At 70.6% G+C, this 16209-nt stretch carries 8 protein-coding genes; all 8 read left to right on the plus strand.

The window, feature by feature from the left end; translation table 11 throughout:
• Positions 1-114: 114 nt before the first annotated feature.
• Complete coding sequence (locus tag B1759_RS09925; protein WP_095514846.1) at positions 115-3231, plus strand: TonB-dependent receptor; 3117 nt, start codon at positions 115-117, stop codon at positions 3229-3231.
• A 60-nt stretch (positions 3232-3291) separates the two neighbouring features.
• Positions 3292-4881, plus strand: a complete 1590-nt coding sequence (locus B1759_RS09930) for a RagB/SusD family nutrient uptake outer membrane protein (protein ID WP_095514847.1) — start codon at positions 3292-3294, stop codon at positions 4879-4881.
• Between the two features lie 135 nt (positions 4882-5016).
• Positions 5017-8367 (plus strand): VCBS repeat-containing protein, encoded by a 3351-nt coding sequence (locus B1759_RS09935; RefSeq protein WP_095514848.1) that lies wholly within the window; start codon positions 5017-5019, stop codon positions 8365-8367.
• A 70-nt stretch (positions 8368-8437) separates the two neighbouring features.
• Positions 8438-11878: a VCBS repeat-containing protein gene (locus B1759_RS09940; protein ID WP_143537334.1), complete on the plus strand. Its 3441-nt coding sequence runs from the start codon at positions 8438-8440 to the stop codon at positions 11876-11878.
• Between the two features lie 231 nt (positions 11879-12109).
• On the plus strand, positions 12110-13447 hold the full coding sequence (locus tag B1759_RS09945; protein ID WP_095514850.1) for a vanadium-dependent haloperoxidase: 1338 nt from the start codon (positions 12110-12112) through the stop codon (positions 13445-13447).
• A gap of 156 nt (positions 13448-13603) precedes the next feature.
• Positions 13604-14017 carry a hypothetical protein gene (locus tag B1759_RS09950; RefSeq protein WP_095514851.1) on the plus strand — a complete coding sequence of 138 codons (414 nt, stop codon included), beginning with the start codon at positions 13604-13606 and terminating at the stop codon, positions 14015-14017.
• Between the two features lie 117 nt (positions 14018-14134).
• Entirely contained in the window at positions 14135-14860 is a 726-nt protein-coding gene (locus tag B1759_RS09955) for a DUF1080 domain-containing protein (RefSeq protein WP_158225201.1), read from the plus strand.
• Positions 14861-14872: 12 nt separating this feature from the next.
• On the plus strand, positions 14873-16174 hold the full coding sequence (locus B1759_RS09960; protein WP_095514853.1) for an MFS transporter: 1302 nt from the start codon (positions 14873-14875) through the stop codon (positions 16172-16174).
• The last annotated feature ends 35 nt before the right edge of the window (positions 16175-16209 follow it).

A 16209-nucleotide genomic window follows, 5' to 3' on the forward strand; every position in this document is an offset into this window, starting at 1 on the left:
TGTAAGCGTTTGCGCAATCTGGGGGAAACGCTTAAGCTTGGGTCGGCTGATAGCGCTTCCGGTCTCTGGTGGTGCGGTCGGTCGAACGGACACCCCACACACACCCCTACACAGATGAGTCGGAACGCTACCCTCCTCGGGCTGGCCGCGCTCCTGTTTGCGTTCGGTGCGGCCCCCGCGGCCGTCGCGCAAACGGTAACAGGCACAGTCGTGGACGCCTCCTCTGGCGACCCCCTGCCCTTCGTCAACGTCGTCATCGAAGGCACCACGCGCGGCGCCGCGACCAACCTCGACGGCGAGTACTCGATCGCGGTGGACGGCCCCGAGTCGGTCCTCGTCTACCGCTTCCTCGGCTACATCACGGCAACCGAGACGGTCGGCAGCCGCTCCGTCATCGACGTGCGCCTCGAAGAGGACTCCGACATCCTCGACGAGGTCGTCGTGGTCGGCTACGGCACGCAGCGTCGCGGCGACGTGACGGCCTCGGTGTCGTCGGTTGATGTCGACGACGCCAACGAGGGGCTGGTGACCGCCCCGACGGACTTCCTGGAAGGCCGGGTGGCGGGTGTGAGCGTGATCGAGAGCTCGGGCGAGCCCGGCGCGAACGTCTCCGTCCGGATCCGTGGCGGCACGTCCATCACGGCGTCCAACGAGCCGCTCTATGTCATCGACGGCATCCCGGTCTCGGGCGACAACGTCACGCCCGGAGGCGCAGGCCAGGCCACGGCCGGCCCGGCGCGCAACCCGCTGACGCTGCTCAACCCGAACGACATCGCGTCGGTGACGGTCCTCAAGGACGCCTCCGCGACGGCCATCTACGGCTCGCGCGGCGCCAACGGCGTGGTCCTGATCACGACCAAGAACGGGGCTCAGGGCCGCGTCACGGTCGACTATGAGGGCTCGTTCTCGATCTCGCAGGCCAGCGAGACGTTCGACGTGCTCACGGCCGACGAGTACCGCCAGTTCGTGACGACCAACTTCGGCGCGGGGACCCTCGCCGGTCCCGATCCATCGCTCAACACGGGCTCGATCAACAGCGACTTCGTCGGGGAGCTCTTCCGGCCTGCACCGACGCAGTCCCACAACCTGTCGTTCGGCGGCGGCACCGCGAACACGCAGTACCGCGCCAGCCTGAGCTACCTCAACCAGGACGGCATCGTGATCTCGTCCGGGCTGGAGCGCGTGACCGCGCGCCTCAACGCGAGCAACCAGCTCTACGACAACAAGCTGCGGCTGAGCCTCAACCTGACGAGCGCCCTCACCGACGACGACTTCGTGCCGGCCAACGACACGGGCGGCTTCGAGGGCGGTCTCTTCCAGAACGCCATCCAGTACCGGCCGGTCGCCCCGGTCAACGACCCGAACGCCAACGACGGCTTCTACGAGGTCCCCGGCCAGCGGTCGTTCCGCAACCCGGTGGCGCTCGCCGAGCAGGTCGATGAGACGGCCCGCACCGTCCGTACGCTGGGCAACATCTCGGCGGAGCTGGACCTGATGGAGGGCCTGACGGCCTCGCTCAACGTGGGCGGTGACCGCTCGGTCGGCGCGCGGCGCTCCTACATCCCCGGTGCCAGCCCGATCGGCGCGGAGTTCACGACGGCGACCACCAACGGCGGCTCCGGCTACCGGCGGACGCTGGAGCGGTCCTCGGCGACGCTCTCGACGTACCTCACCTACGGCACCAACGTCGGCAACAGCAACTTCGACCTGCTCGGCGGCTACGAGTACCAGCGGTTCAACTACAGCGAGACCTCGCTCCAGGCGGTCTCGTTCGTGACCGACTTCACGGAGGACAACCAGCTCCAGTCGGGCTCGGTCGTGGTCAACGCCAACAACGCCGGGCCGGGCTCCTTCTCGGCGCGCGCCGAGAACCTGCTGGCGTCGTTCTTCACGCGCACCAACTACAACTACGACGAGCGCTACTACCTGACCGGCTCGCTCCGCTACGACGGCTCGTCGCGCTTCTCGGCCGACAACCGGTACGCGCTCTTCCCGGCCATCTCGGGCGCCTGGCGCATCTCGGCGGAGCCGTTCTTCGACGGCGGCACGGCGGTCACCGACCTCCGTCTCCGCGCGGGCTACGGCGTCGTGGGCAACCAGGGCATCGGCGACTACCTGTACCTCCCGCTGCTCGGTGCCAACCCGGCCAACTCGGCGGTCCTCAACGGGATCATCGTGCCGGGCTACGCCCCCACGCAGCTCGAGAACCCGGATCTGAAGTGGGAGCAGAAGGAGGAGTTCACGGTCGGCCTCGACTACCGACTCCTGAGCGACCGCCTCTACGGCTCGGTCGAGTTCTACCGCAACACGACCAACGACCTGCTCCTGAACGTGCCGGTGCTCGCGTCGGTCGTGGCCAGCCAGGTCCAGAACGTCGGCTCGCTGCGCAACACGGGCGTCGACCTCTCGCTGGACGCGCTGCTCTTCGAGAACGACAACGCGTCGTTCACGCTCGGGCTCACGTTCAACACGAACCAGAACGAGGTGCTCGACCTCGGCGGTGCCAACCAGCTGTTCACCGGCCTCGTCTCGGGCGAGGGCCAGTCGAACGTGAACGCGCTCCTGCTGACGCCGGGCGAGGAGTTCCCGGTGTTCTACGGCTTCGAGTTCACGGGCGACTTCGACAACGGTGCGGCCGTCTTCAACGACTACGAAGCCAGCGACCTCGACGGCGACGGCATCGTCGGCCCGCTCGAGCGCACGCTCGTCGGCACGACGACGGCGCCGGGCGACGATGACCGCGTCAAGATCGGCAGCCCGCGCCCGGACTTCACGTACGGCATCCGCCTCAACGCGGCGTTCGGCGATCTCGGCGTCCGCGCGTTCTTCCGCGGCGAGCAGGGCCGGGAGCTGCTCAACAACACGGCGCTCGTCTACGGGACGCGCGCGGTGGCCGGCAACCGCAACGTGCTCGACCTTGGCAGCGACTTCTACGCCACCGAGGACATCGGCGCGGCGGCCGTCTACTCGTCGCGCTACGTCGAGGACGCCTCGTTCCTGCGCCTCGACCAGCTCACGTTGGACTACGCGCTCGGCTCGATCATTCCGGAGGTCCGCAACGCGCGCGTCTTCGTGACGGGCAACAACCTGTTCGTGGTCACGCCCTACTCGGGTGTGGACCCCGAGGTGAACTCGAATGCCTCGACGGACGGCATCACGTCGATCGGGGTGGACTACCTGCCGTACCCCCGGGCGCGTACGTTCACCGTCGGTGTCAACCTGAGCCTCTAAGTCGTCCCTGGTCTTTTTACCTGGGGCCGGTCTTCGGACCGGCCCCGCCCCCACGATCCCATGAACCGACTCTCTACACGCGCCCGCCTGGCCGTGCTGGCTGGTCTCCTCGCCCCGGCCCTCGGGCTGGCGGCGTGCACCGACCTCTCGGTGGACCCGTACAGCTCCGTCACGCCGGAGAACTTCTACCAGACCGACATCGAGGTCGTCGCGGCCCTGTCCCCGGTCTACTCCCAGCTGCGCGCGACGCTCTGGGACTACCACAACATGAGCCAGGTCACGTCCGACGAGACCATCGTCCCGACGCGCGGTGGCGACTGGTTCGACGGTGGCGACTGGCTGTCGCTCCACCAGCACTCCTGGACGCCGCAGCTCGGCTTCATCAACGGCGCCTGGAACACGTCCTACGCAGGCATCGCCCGGGCGAACAGCCTGCTGAGCGACCTCCAGACGATCGAGGTCCCCAACAAGGACGGCCTCATCGCTGAGATCCGCGGCCTCCGCGCGTTCTACTACTACACGCTGCTCGACCTCTTCGGAAACGTCCCGCTCATCGGCGACGAGGAGGGCGAGTTCCGCGTCGACCCGGACAACCTGCCGCCGACGGAGACGCGCGCGACGGTGTACCAGTTCGTCGTCGACGAGCTCGAGGAGATCCGTGCCGACCTGCCGGTCGCAGGCGCGGGCAACGGCGGTCGCTTCTCGCAGGGCGCCGTCGACGCCATGCTGGCCAACATCTACCTCAACGCAGAGGTCTTCAGCGGCACCACGACAGCCGGCGGCATCCAGCGTGGCCCGCAGCAGTACCAGAAGGCCATCGACGCGGCGACCCGCGTGATCAACGGCCCGTACGCGCTCAACCAGGGCTCCGCCGCGTGGTTCGACCAGTTCTCGCCGACCAACCAGGCCGACGAGGAGCACATCTTCGTGGTGCAGCACCTCGGGGCCGACGGGTACGGGCTGAACTTCCCGAACCGCGGCCTCCACTACAACTCGTTCGCGGGTGGGGGCTGGAACGGCTTCTCGACGATCGCGGAGACCTACGGCACCTTCGACGCCGACGACCCGCGCGTCGGCATCTTCGCCATCGGTCAGGCGATCAACTACGACACCGGCGAGCCGATCAACAACCGGGCGGGCGATCCGCTGATCTTCGATCTCGACTTCGAGAACGGCGTGACTCCGGCGGGTGGCGGTGCCAGTGAGGGCGATGGCGTCCGCATCGTCAAGTTCCCGGTCGACGTCAACCGCGAGACCAACGGCAACAACAGCAACGACTACCCCTACTTCCGCCTCGCGGAGATGTACCTGATCCGGGCCGAGGCCAACCTCCGGCTGGGGAACCCCGGCCCGGCGCTCGCCGACATCAACATGCTGCGTGCGCGCCTCTCGGGCGACGTCGACGGCGACGGCACCGACGACACGCCGGCCCCGCTGACGTCGGTCACGCTCGCCGACATCCTCAACGAGCGGCTCTTCGAGCTGACCTACGAGGCGCGTCGCCGGCAGGACCTGATCCGGTTCGACCAGTTCACCCAGCGCGACTGGTCGTTCAAGAACGGCAGCCAGCCGTTCCGCGTGGTCTTCCCGATCCCGCAGACCCAGATCGACGCCTCGGACGGGCTGCTGATGCAGAACCCGGGCTACTAACGCCTCGATGTGGTCTTCTCCGAGCGCCTCGCCCCCTCCCGGGCGGGGCGCTCGTCTGTGGATGCCGGCCGTGCCTCTGGCACGCCCGACCGCCACCGACCCGTTCGGCGAGGCGGATGCCGACTCGTTCTCCCTATGCGCCTGACTGCCTTTTCGTTGCTCGCTCTGCTCGGCCTCGGCGGCTGCAGCGGCGAGGCCGACCGCACCCTCTTCTCGTCGCTCGACGCGGCCGGTGCCGGTCTCGACTTCGAGAACCGGCTCGAGGAGAGCCAGGAGGTGAACGTGTTCACCTTCCGGCACTTCTTCAATGGGGCCGGGGTGGGGGTCGGCGACGTGGACGGGGACGGCCGGCCGGACGTGTTCCTGACCGCCAACCAGGGCCCGAACCGGCTCTTCCTGAACCGGACCGAGTCCGGCGGTCCCATCCAGTTCGAGGACGTGACCGAGGCCGCCGGGGTCGCGGGGACACGGGCCTGGAGCACCGGCGTCTCGGTGGCCGACGTGGACGGCGACGGGCGGCTCGATCTCTACGTCGCCAACGCGGGCGCCGTCGACGGCGGCGAGAGTGCCAACGAACTCTACCGCAACCTGGGGCCGGGGGCCGACGGGGTCCCCCGCTTCGAGGAGGTCGCCGAGGCCTGGGGCGTCGCCGACGAGGGCGTTTCGATCCACGGCGCCTTCTTCGACTACGACAGCGATGGGGACCTCGACCTGTACGTGCTCAACAACTCGTTCGAGGCGTCGTCGTCGTTCCGGATGGGCCTCCGCGACGCACGTGACCTGCGCGACGAGCGCGGCGGCGACCGCCTCTACCGCAACGACGCCGCGCCGGGCGAGGCGCCGCGGTTCGCCGACGTGAGTGCCGAGGCGGGGATCTACGGACCTGAGATCGCGCTCGGCCTCGGCGTCATGCTGGGCGACGTGGACGACGACGGGGACCTCGACGTCTACATCTCGAACGACTTCTTCGAGCGGGACTACTTCTACCTCAACCGCGGCGACGGCACCTTCGAGGAGGTGCTCGAGGGAGCGATGCCGGTCACGAGCCTCTCGTCGATGGGCGCCGACATGGCCGACCTCACCGGCGACGGTCGCCCCGAGGTGTTCACCGTCGACATGCTGCCGTGGGACGATGACCGGCTCAAGGGATCGTCCAGCTTCGAGGGCCACAACCTGTACCGCGCCAAGGTGGCCAGCGGGTACCACCACCAGATCATGCGCAACGCCCTCCAGCGCAACAACGCCGACGGGACGTACTCCGAGATCGCGTCCATCGCGGGTGTCGACGCGACCGACTGGAGCTGGGCGCCCCTCTTCGCAGACCTCGACCTGGACGCCCGCGCCGACCTCTACATCACCAACGGCATCCTCCGCGACGTCACCGATCAGGACTACATCGCCTTCATGGCCGATGTCGAGACGCAGGAGGCGATGCTGACCGGGGACGGGGTCGACTTCCTCCAGCTGATCCAGGCGATGCCGTCGACGCCGCTGGAGAACCTCGCCTTCGCGAACGTCTCCGGCGGCGACTCGGTGGCGTTCCGACGGGCGCCCGAGTGGGGGCTCAACGAGGCGGGCTACTCGAACGGCGCCGCGACCGTGGACTTCGACGGCGACGGCGACCTCGACCTGATCGTCAACAACGTCAACGCGCCGGTGTCGCTGTACGAAAACCACGCCGCCGACCGGCTGGGGCGGCGGGCGCTGGCGATGGCGCTGGAGGGCGAGGGCGGCAACACGGGCGGCATTGGCGCGAAGGTGGCCGTGTGGAACGGCGGCGCGGTGCAGGTCCGCGAGGCCGTCCCCACGCGCGGCTTCCAGTCGAGCGTGGGCCCCGTGCTGCACGTCGGGCTGGGGGAGGCGACCGCGGCCGACTCCGTCGTGGTCCGCTGGCCGAGCGGCGCCGTTCAGGTGCTGGCGGACGTGCCCGCGGGCCGCATCACGCTCCGCGAGGCTGACGCATCCGGTGCCTTTCGTCTGCTGGTGCCACCGGCCACACCGGCCGGCCCCTTCCGCGACGTGACTGCGGTGGCGGCGCCGGGGTGGACGCACGCTGCGAGCACGGGCGTCGACTTCGACCGCGAACTGCTCATGCCGCGCGCCTACTCGGCCGACGGCCCGGCGGCGGCCGTGGGCGACGTGGACGGCGACGGCGCCGACGACCTGTTCGTGGGGGGAGGCGCGGGCCAGCCGGGCGTGCTGTGGCTGCGGCGCGGCGACCGGTTCGACCTGCGGACCCCCGACTCCTTCGCAGCCCACGCCGCCGCCGACGACGTGGCCGCGATCTTCCTCGATGCCGATGGCGACGGTGACCTCGACCTGTACGTCGGGTCGGGTGGCTACACGGACCCGGCCAGCCCCGCGCTCCGCGACCGCCTCTACCTCGGCGACGGCGCGGGCGGCTTCACCGAGGCGGGCGAGGGCGCCATCCCCACGACGACCGCCAGCACCGGCACCGTCGCCGCGGCCGATTGGGATGGCGATGGCGACATCGACCTGTTCGTCGGCGCCCGCGTCGAGGCGGGCGCCTACGGCACGAGCCCGCGCAGCGCGCTCCTCCGCAACGACGGCCGTCCCGGCGCGGCCCGCTTCGTGGACGTGACGCGCGCCACCGCGCCGGGCCTCGACGAGGCCGGGATGCTCGCCAGCGGCCTCTTCGCCGACATCGACGCCGACGGCGACCCGGACCTCGTGACGGCGGGCGAGTGGCAGCCGATCACCGTCTGGACCAACGACGGCGGCCGATTCGCGCCCGCGCCCATCGCCGGCACTACGGGCCTGTGGCAGGGCCTGACCGCGGCCGACCTCGACGGGGACGGCGACCCGGACCTCGTCGGTGCCAACTGGGGGCTCAACAGCCGCCTCCGTACCGAAGGCGGTCCGTTGCGCCTCCACGTCGGCGACTTCGATGGGAACGGCCGCATCGACCCGCTGCTGTCGGTCATGAATGGGGGCCGGAGCCTGCCGTTCGCGCTCCGCAACGAACTGACAGGCCAGTTGCCGAGCCTCAAGCGCGAGTACCTCACGCCGTCGACCTATGTCGGCAAGCGCGTCGAGGACCTGCTGACGCCTGCGCAGTTGGAGCGCGCGACGGTGTTCGAGGCCTCCGAGCTGGCGTCCGTGGTGGTGCTCAACGAGGGGGACGCGTGGCGCGTCCGGCGGCTCCCGTTCGAGGCCCAGCTCTCCCCGATGGTCGCCCTGCTCGCGCTCGACGCCGACGGCGACGGCGCGCTCGACCTGCTGATGGCGGGCAACCGCGACGCCCTCAAGCCCGACCTCGGGCGGTTGGCGGCGTCGGCCGGGGCGTACCTGCGGGGCGATGGGCGGGGCGGCTTCGCGACCGTTGCCGGTGGCGTGAGCGGGTTCGTGGTGCGCGGCGAGACCCGCCAGCTGGTCCACCTCGGGGGGGCCGGGGGCGATCTCGTGGTGGCCGTCCGCCACGGCGCTGCACCGGTCGTGTTCGCGCTGGACGGGGCCGCGCCCTAGGCCGCCCCTTACACTGTCCCTCTCCCCAGGGAGAGGGGACGCTCGTTGTGACGCTGTGCTCACGTTCTCGATGACCCGACTCGCTTCTCGCTTCCCCATGATGCGTTCTGTACTCGTCGACACGCCTCGTCTCGTCCGCGGGACGAGGTCGGAGGGGCGCCGTGGGATGGCACCGCCGTGGGCGTTCGCGGTGCTCCTCCTCGCGCTGGTCGGGTGTGGCGGCAGCGACCCGAACGCGCTGTTCGAGCGCCTCGACCCGGCCGCGACCGGCGTCACGTTCTCGAACGACCTCGCCGAGAGCGCCGAGTTCAACATCCTCAGCTACCTCTACTACTACAACGGCGGCGGCGTGGCTGCGGGCGACGTGGACGGCGACGGTCGGCCGGATCTCTACTTCACCGCCAACGAGGGGCCGAACGCGCTCTACCTCAACCGGACGGAGGACGGCGGGCCCATCCGATTCGAGGAGGCCACCGAGGCGGCCGGGGTCGCGGGCTCCAGCGACTGGACCACCGGCGCCACGCTCGCCGACGTGGACGGCGACGGCGACCTCGATCTCTACGTCTCGGCGCTCGGCGCCTACAAGACGCAACGGGGCCGCAACGAGCTCTTCCTCAACGAAGGCCCCGGCGCGGACGGCGTCCCCCGTTTCCGCGAGGCCGCCGCCGAGGTGGGGCTCGACTTCGAGGGCTTCGGCACGCAGGCGGCGTTCTTCGACATGGACCACGACGGCGACCTGGACGCGTTTCTGCTCAATCACGCCGTCCACACCGACCGGACGTATGCGGCGCCCGAGAAGACGCGCCAGCGCGATGAGCGCTCCGGCGACCGCCTCTACCGCAACGACGCCGCGCCGGGCGAGACGCCGCGCTTCGTGGAGGTGACCGAGGCGGCGGGCATCGTCAGCGGCATCTCGGGCTACGGGCTCTCGGTCGTCCCGGCCGACCTCGACGGCGACGGGTGGACCGACCTCTACGTCGGCAACGACTTTCACGAGAACGACTTCGTCTACCTCAACAACACCGACGGCACGTTCCGCGAGGTCTCCCGGACCGCACTCGCCCACTCGTCGCGCTTCTCGATGGGCGCCGACGCAGGCGACGTGGACGGCGACGGCCGGGCGGATCTCGTGGTCCTCGACATGATGCCGCGCCGCGAGGACATCCGCCAGCGCTCCGGCGGCGACGACACCTACGACATCGACTCGTTCAAGCGCGAACTGGGCTACGGCCCGCAGGTCGCCCGCAACTCGCTCCAACTCAACCGCGGCCCCGGCCCCGACGGCGTCCCGCGGTTCTCGGACGTGGCGACGTTCTCCGGCCTCGAAGCGACCGACTGGAGCTGGGCCGCCCTCCTCGCCGACCTCGACCTCGACGGCCGTCGCGACCTCTTCGTGACCAACGGCATCTGGCGGCGGCCCAACGACCTCGACTACATCAACTACATCGCCGACCCGGCCATCCAGCAAAACCTGGCGCAGGGAATGGGGGAGGAGAACCTGGCGCTGCTGGAGAAGATGCCCCAGGTGGCGATCCCCAACGAGGTCTTCCGCGGCGTCGGCGGGTTCCGGTTCGAGGAGGCCGACTGGGGACTCGCCGATGAGGGCTTCTCGAACGGCGCGGCGACCGCCGATCTGGACAACGACGGCGACCTCGACCTGATCGTCAACAACGTCAACGCGCCCGCGTCGATCTACCGCAACGGCGCCGCCGACGCCGGGGCGACGAGCCTGAGCGTGTCGCTGGAGGGCGAGGGTGGCAACACGAGCGGCATCGGCGCGCGGGTCGAGGTGTGGACCGACAGCCTCCGCCAGACCGCCGAGGCGCAGCCGACGCGCGGCTACCTGTCGTCGGTGGACCCCCGCCTCGTTGTCGGTCTGGACGGCGTGGCTCAGGCGGCGCGCGTTCGCGTGACCTGGCCCGACGGGCGCGTGCAGACGCTCACCGACGTACCCGCCGGCCCGCTCCTCCTCCGCCAGTCCGACGCCGGTCCGCCCAGCGAGGCGCCCGCGCCGACGGCCACGCCGCGCCTGTTCGCGGAGGTCCCTGGGGCCGGCGCACCCGTGTGGCGGCACGTCGAGAACGTGTTCATCGACTTCAACCGCGAGCGGCTGATGCCCCACATGGTCTCCCGCCTCGGCCCCGCGCTGGCGGTGGCCGACGTGAACGGCGACGGCCGGGAGGATGTGTTCGTCGGCGGGGCACGGGGGCAGGCCAATGCGCTTTTCCTCCAGACCTCGGGCGGCGGCTTCGCCGAGGCGCCGGCCACCGCCTGGGCCGACCACGCCGAGGGCGAGGCCGTCGATGCGGTGTTCTTCGACGCGAACGGCGATGGCGCGCTCGACCTCTACGTGGCGACGGCGGGCAACGAGTTCCGCGGCGCGCGCGACGAGATCCGCGATCGTCTCTACCTCGGCGATGGCGCGGGTGGGTTTACGTCCGCGCCGGCGGGGGCGCTACCGGATCGCTTCGTCCACGTCGGCGCCGTGGCGGCGAGCGACTGGGACGGCGACGGCGACACGGACCTCTTCGTCGGCGGGCGCGTGGTGCCGCGGGCGTATGGCATGCCCGCGCCGAGCGCGCTCCTCGTCAACGACGGCACCGGCCGCTTCTCGGAGGCCACGGCCGATCTCGCCCCTGGCCTCGCCGAGGTGGGCATGGTCAGCCGCGCCGCCTTCGGCGACGTGGACGGTGACGGCCGTGACGACCTGATCCTGGCGGGCGAGTGGATGGCGCCGACCGTCTACCGCGCCACCGGTACCGGCTTCGAGGCGCTCGACACCGGGCTGGCCGACGACACCGGCTGGTGGACCGCCCTCGACGCGGCCGACTACGACGGCGACGGCGACCTCGACCTCGCGCTCGGCAACCTCGGTCTCAACTCGCGCCTCCGCGCCACGCCCGAGCACCCCGCCCGCCTCTGGCTCGCCGACTTCGACGGCAACGACGCGCTCGACGGCATCCTGACCTCGTTCCGCGACGGCGACGACTACCCGCTCGCGACCGTCGGCGTGCTCCAGCAGCAGTTCCCGGAGCTGCGACGGACCTACCCGACCTACACCGAGTTCGGCGCGCGGACGGTGCCGGAGCTGTTCGGCAGCCGCGCCCGCGACGCCGAGCAGCGACGCGCCACCACGTTCGCCAGCGCCGTCGCCTGGAACGACGGCACCGGCCGCTTCGCCCTCCGTCCGCTCCCCGACCTCGCCCAGATCGAGCCCGTCTACGCCATCGCCTCCGGCGACGTGGACGGCGACGGCGTGCTGGACCTCGTGCTCGGCGGCGGGCTGCTGGGCGTTCGCCCCAACCGGGGCCGGTACGATGCAGGCCACGGGCTGGCGCTGCTCGGCGATGGCGCAGGCGGCTTCGTGCCCACCGACCTCGGCGCGGGGCTCGTGCTCGACGGCGAGGTCCGCGCGCTCCGCTTCGTGGACGGCTCGCTGCTGCTGAGCGCCTCCTCCGACGGCCCGCTCCAGGCGTTCCGCGTCGGCCCCCAGGCCCTCGCATCCCGATGAAAACCGACGCGATGCCTTGCGAGATGCAGGCTGTCTCCGCGACCTTGCAGGTACGGCACAGAAGCCCAGTGGCGGTATCCCGAACGGATGGGAGGGATCTCCGAGCCGATGCACCGAGGCCGCCCGTGCTGGCGGTCAGGCCTCGCGAGTTCGGGACGGCGAGGCGTGGGAGCGGATGGCGGTAAAGCCGTCTCCGCTCGCGACTGGATACAGAAGACCCCCGACGACCCGATGACTGTGCGCCCCCTCGCTCTCCTCCTCGCCCTCGGCCTGCTCGCCGGGTGCCAGGCCCCCGACGGCCCGCCGCCGCCCGAGGCGGAGGACCCCGAACTGCTGCACGGCGCGTTCCAGCGGATCACCGACGTGATGACGTACGACATCACGAGCCCCCCGCAGGCTGCCCGCGTCTACGCCTACGTGTCGGTCGCCGCCTACGAGGCCCTCGCCCCGACCCGCCCCGACCGGGTCTCGCTCACAGGCCAGCTCCGCGACTTCGACGCGCCCCCCCCGCCCGGCGACGACGTGCATGGCCCGACGGCTGCGCTCTGGGCCGCCCTCACCGTCGGCGAGGCGCTGACGTTCTCCGACGACCGGGTGGCCGAGTACCGTGCCGAGGCCGAGCAGGCGCTCCGCGACGCTGGGCTCGGCCGCGCCCGCCTCGCCGCCTCCACGGCGCACGGGGAGGCCGTCGCCCGGCACGTGCTCGCCTGGGCCGCCGCCGACGGCTATGCCCAGACGCGCAGCGGCCCGGCCTACACCATCTCCGACGAGCCCGGCACGTGGCGCCCGACGCCGCCCGCCTACATGGACGCCATCGAGCCCAACTGGGCCACGCTGCGCCCGTTCGTGCTCGACTCGGCCGCGCAGTTCAAGCCCGAGCCGCCGCCGCCGTACTCGCTCGCGCCCGGCTCCCCCTTCCGTCAGCAGGTCGACGACGTGGTCGCGGTGACGAACGCCATGACCGAGGAGCAGCGTGCCATCGCCAGCTTCTGGGACTGCAACCCGTACGTCATGCACACGCGCGGCCACGCCATGTTCGCCACCAAGAAGATCACGCCGGGGGGCCACTGGATGGGGATCGCCGCCATCGCCAGCCGCCTCGCGGGCGACGACACGGCAGGCGCAGCCGAGGCCTACGTCCGCACCGCCCTCGCCCTAGCCGACGGCTTCCTCTCGGTGTGGGACGAGAAGTACCGCAGCCGCCTCGTTCGCCCCGAGACCGTGATCAACGAGCACATTGACGAGGACTGGGCCCCGCTTCTGCAGACGCCGCCCTTCCCCGAGTACTCCTCCGGTCACAGCGTCATCTCGGGCGCCGCCGCCGAGGCCCTCACGGCGCTCTACGGCGACGATGTCGCCTTCGACGACGACACCGAGGTGCCCTACGGGCTCCCCGTCCGCTCGTTCGGGTCGTTCCGTGAGGCGGCTGAGGAGGCGGCCATCAGTCGGCTCTATGGCGGCATCCACTACCGGATGGCCGCCGAGCGCGGCCTCGACCAGGGGCGTGGCATCGGCGCGTTCCACGTCGAGCGCCTCGACACGCGGACACCCAGCGTGGCCGGGCGGTAGCGGGACGGTCGTCTTCCGACGGGATGCGGGGCGCCCTGGCCGCCTCGGTCGTTCCGCGGAGCGCGCGCCCTGCTCGTCAGTCTCCGGAGGGACCGAAGGCCCCCGTCTCGGCTCTGCGGAAGGTCTAGATTCGAGTCTCCGATCCCACCGCGTTCGATGCGTCGCCTCGCCGTTCTCCCCCTGCTCCTCGCCACGATCCTCGCCCTGCCCGGCTGCGACAGCGGCTCCGACGCCGTGGGGGTGACGGGCACTTGGGAGGGCGTGGTCTACCGCGCCGAGATCCCCGATGCCCCCCGCTACCCGATCACGATCCGGATGCGGGACACCGGCGTGCAGATCACCGGCCAGGGGTTCGTCGAGGACCTGCCCGACGGTCGCTTCGACTTCGTCATCTACGACGGCTCCTTCCTCGACGGCAATCTGACGCTGGACATCCAGTACGACCGGGTGCCGTTCCTCGGGACCGTCGCGGGCGTGCTCACCAACGAGGATCCCGGTGAGTTCAGGGGCACCTTCGATGGCGCGGGGGACGCGCGGGGAAGCTTCATCATCGAACTGACATCACGCTAGTGATGGGGGAGGCCGGAGAGGTGTCGGCCCCGGACCTCGCCATCTGGACGTGAAAGGGCTTCCACTCGGGAAGGGAGTGGCCCTACATTGGCGGACCTTCACGGTCCATTGATCATCGTGCGCGTCTTCCTGTCGCTCCTCCTCTGTGTCGCGTTGTCGGCGTGCGGCGGCCTCGCCGGCGGCGCCGATGGGGCAGATGGCGCCTCGCCCGCCCGCGACCGCGCCGAGGCCGGGTGGGTGGACCTCTTCGACGGCGCCACGCTCGACGGCTGGCACGGCTATGCCCGAGCCGACGCGCCCGCTGCGTGGTCCGTCCAGGATGGCCTGCTGACGTTCACGCCCGGCACCGACGATGGCGGCGACCTCGTGGCCCCCGGCACCTACGGCGACTTCGAACTGGAGGTCGAGTGGAAGGTGGCCGCCTGCGGCAACTCCGGCCTCTTCTACCGCGGCGAGGAGAGCGCCGACCTGGCGCCCATCTACCGGACCTCGCTGGAAGCCCAGATCCTCGACGACACCTGCCACCCGGACGCGCGCTTCCCGAGCCACCGCGCGGGCGGCCTCTACGACCTCTACGCGCCCACCGCCCAGGTCTCACGGCCCGGCGACTGGAACACGCTGCGCATCGTCGCCGACGGAGCGCGCATCGAGCATGTCCTGAACGGCACCCGCATCGTAGACGCCGAGCAGGGCTCGGCCGACTGGAACGCCCGGATGGCGGTCAGCAAGTTCCGCGACGCCGAGGCCTTCCCCGGCTACGGCACCCGGCGCGCGGGGATCGTCGGGCTCCAGGATCACGGCGACACGCTGCAGGTCCGCACCGTTCGCATTCGCACCCTCTAACCCACCGACCACATGAGCGGGATCAAGGCCAGGCTGAGCACGATGATGTTCCTGGAGTTCTTCGTCTGGGGCGCCTGGTACACGACGGTCGCCGTCTACATGGCGGCCGAGGGCCTCGGCGACCTCACGCACTGGCCGTACACGGTCAACCCGCTCGCGGCCATCATCGCGCCGTTCTTCCTGGGGCTCGTCGCCGACCGCTACTTCGCGGCCCAGAAGGTGTTCGGCGTGCTGCACCTGATCGGCGGCGTGTTCATGCTGGTGGCTCCGAGCCTGATCGGCAACCCGACGCTGTTCATCCTGGCGCTGCTGGCCTACAACCTGGCCTACATGCCCACGCTGGGCCTCTCGAACACGATCGCGTTCGAGCAGCTGGACGACCAGGAGAAGGAGTTTCCCATCATCCGCGTGTTCGGGACGCTGGGCTGGATCGTGGCCGGGCTGGCGATCTCGTTCGTGCTGTCGCCCGTACTGGGTGTCGAGTCGGCCGAGGCGACGGCGTGGCCGCTCTACCTGACCGGCATCGGCTCGCTCATCCTGGGGGTGTTCTCGTTCACGCTGCCCAACACGCCGCCGGTGGCGAAGGGCCAGCCGGTCTCGATCTCCTCGATCGCGGGCGTCGACGCGTTCAAGCAGCTCGGCAGCCGCCCGTTCTACATCTTCCTGGCGGCCAGCTTCCTGATCTGCATCCCGCTGGCGGCCTACTACAACTTCACCCAGCTCTTCCTCGGGGCGACGGGCTTCGAGAACATCGCCGCGACGCAGTCGCTGGGGCAGGTCTCGGAGGTCGTGTTCATGCTGGTGATGCCGCTGCTGTTCGTGCGGTGGGGCGTCAAGTGGATGCTGGCGGCGGGCATGTTCGCGTGGGTGGTTCGCTACGCGCTCTTCGCCCTCGCCGCGCCCGAGGCCGTGACCTGGATGATCGTGGGCGGCGTGCTGATCCACGGCATCTGCTACGACTTCTTCTTCGTGACCGGCCAGATCTACGTCGAAAAGAAGAGCACGCCCGCCGTGCGCGGGCAGGCGCAGGGCCTGCTGGTGCTGGTGACGTACGGCGTCGGCATGCTGATCGGGGCGCAGGTGGCGGGCGCTGTTTACAACTCGTTCCTGGCCGGGCGCGACGCGCTGCCGCTGGCCGAGTGGACCCAGTTCTGGTGGATCCCGGCGGCCTTCGCGGGCGCGGTGCTCGTTCTGTTCGTGCTCCTCTTCAACGACCGCGTGGACCGCACCACCGCCTCGGTGGACCCGTCGGGCGACGCACCGGACGCCTCGCTCACCCCGGCATCCGAGGCGGGCGTCCCGGCGGTGACCTAGGCCTGGGGGCGTGGAGCGTGGGCCTGCCCGCCTCG

The sequence above is a fragment of the Rubrivirga sp. SAORIC476 genome (genome assembly GCF_002283555.1).
GTDB lineage: Bacteria > Bacteroidota > Rhodothermia > Rhodothermales > Rubricoccaceae > Rubrivirga.

Coding starts and splice junctions, on each gene's coding strand:
- B1759_RS09925 (WP_095514846.1), top strand. CDS start 115: ATGAGTCGGAACGCTACCCTCCTCGGGCTGGCCGCGCTCCTGTTTGCG.
- B1759_RS09930 (WP_095514847.1), top strand. CDS start 3,292: ATGAACCGACTCTCTACACGCGCCCGCCTGGCCGTGCTGGCTGGTCTC.
- B1759_RS09935 (WP_095514848.1), top strand. CDS start 5,017: ATGCGCCTGACTGCCTTTTCGTTGCTCGCTCTGCTCGGCCTCGGCGGC.
- B1759_RS09940 (WP_143537334.1), top strand. CDS start 8,438: ATGACCCGACTCGCTTCTCGCTTCCCCATGATGCGTTCTGTACTCGTC.
- B1759_RS09945 (WP_095514850.1), top strand. CDS start 12,110: ATGACTGTGCGCCCCCTCGCTCTCCTCCTCGCCCTCGGCCTGCTCGCC.
- B1759_RS09950 (WP_095514851.1), top strand. CDS start 13,604: ATGCGTCGCCTCGCCGTTCTCCCCCTGCTCCTCGCCACGATCCTCGCC.
- B1759_RS09960 (WP_095514853.1), top strand. CDS start 14,873: ATGAGCGGGATCAAGGCCAGGCTGAGCACGATGATGTTCCTGGAGTTC.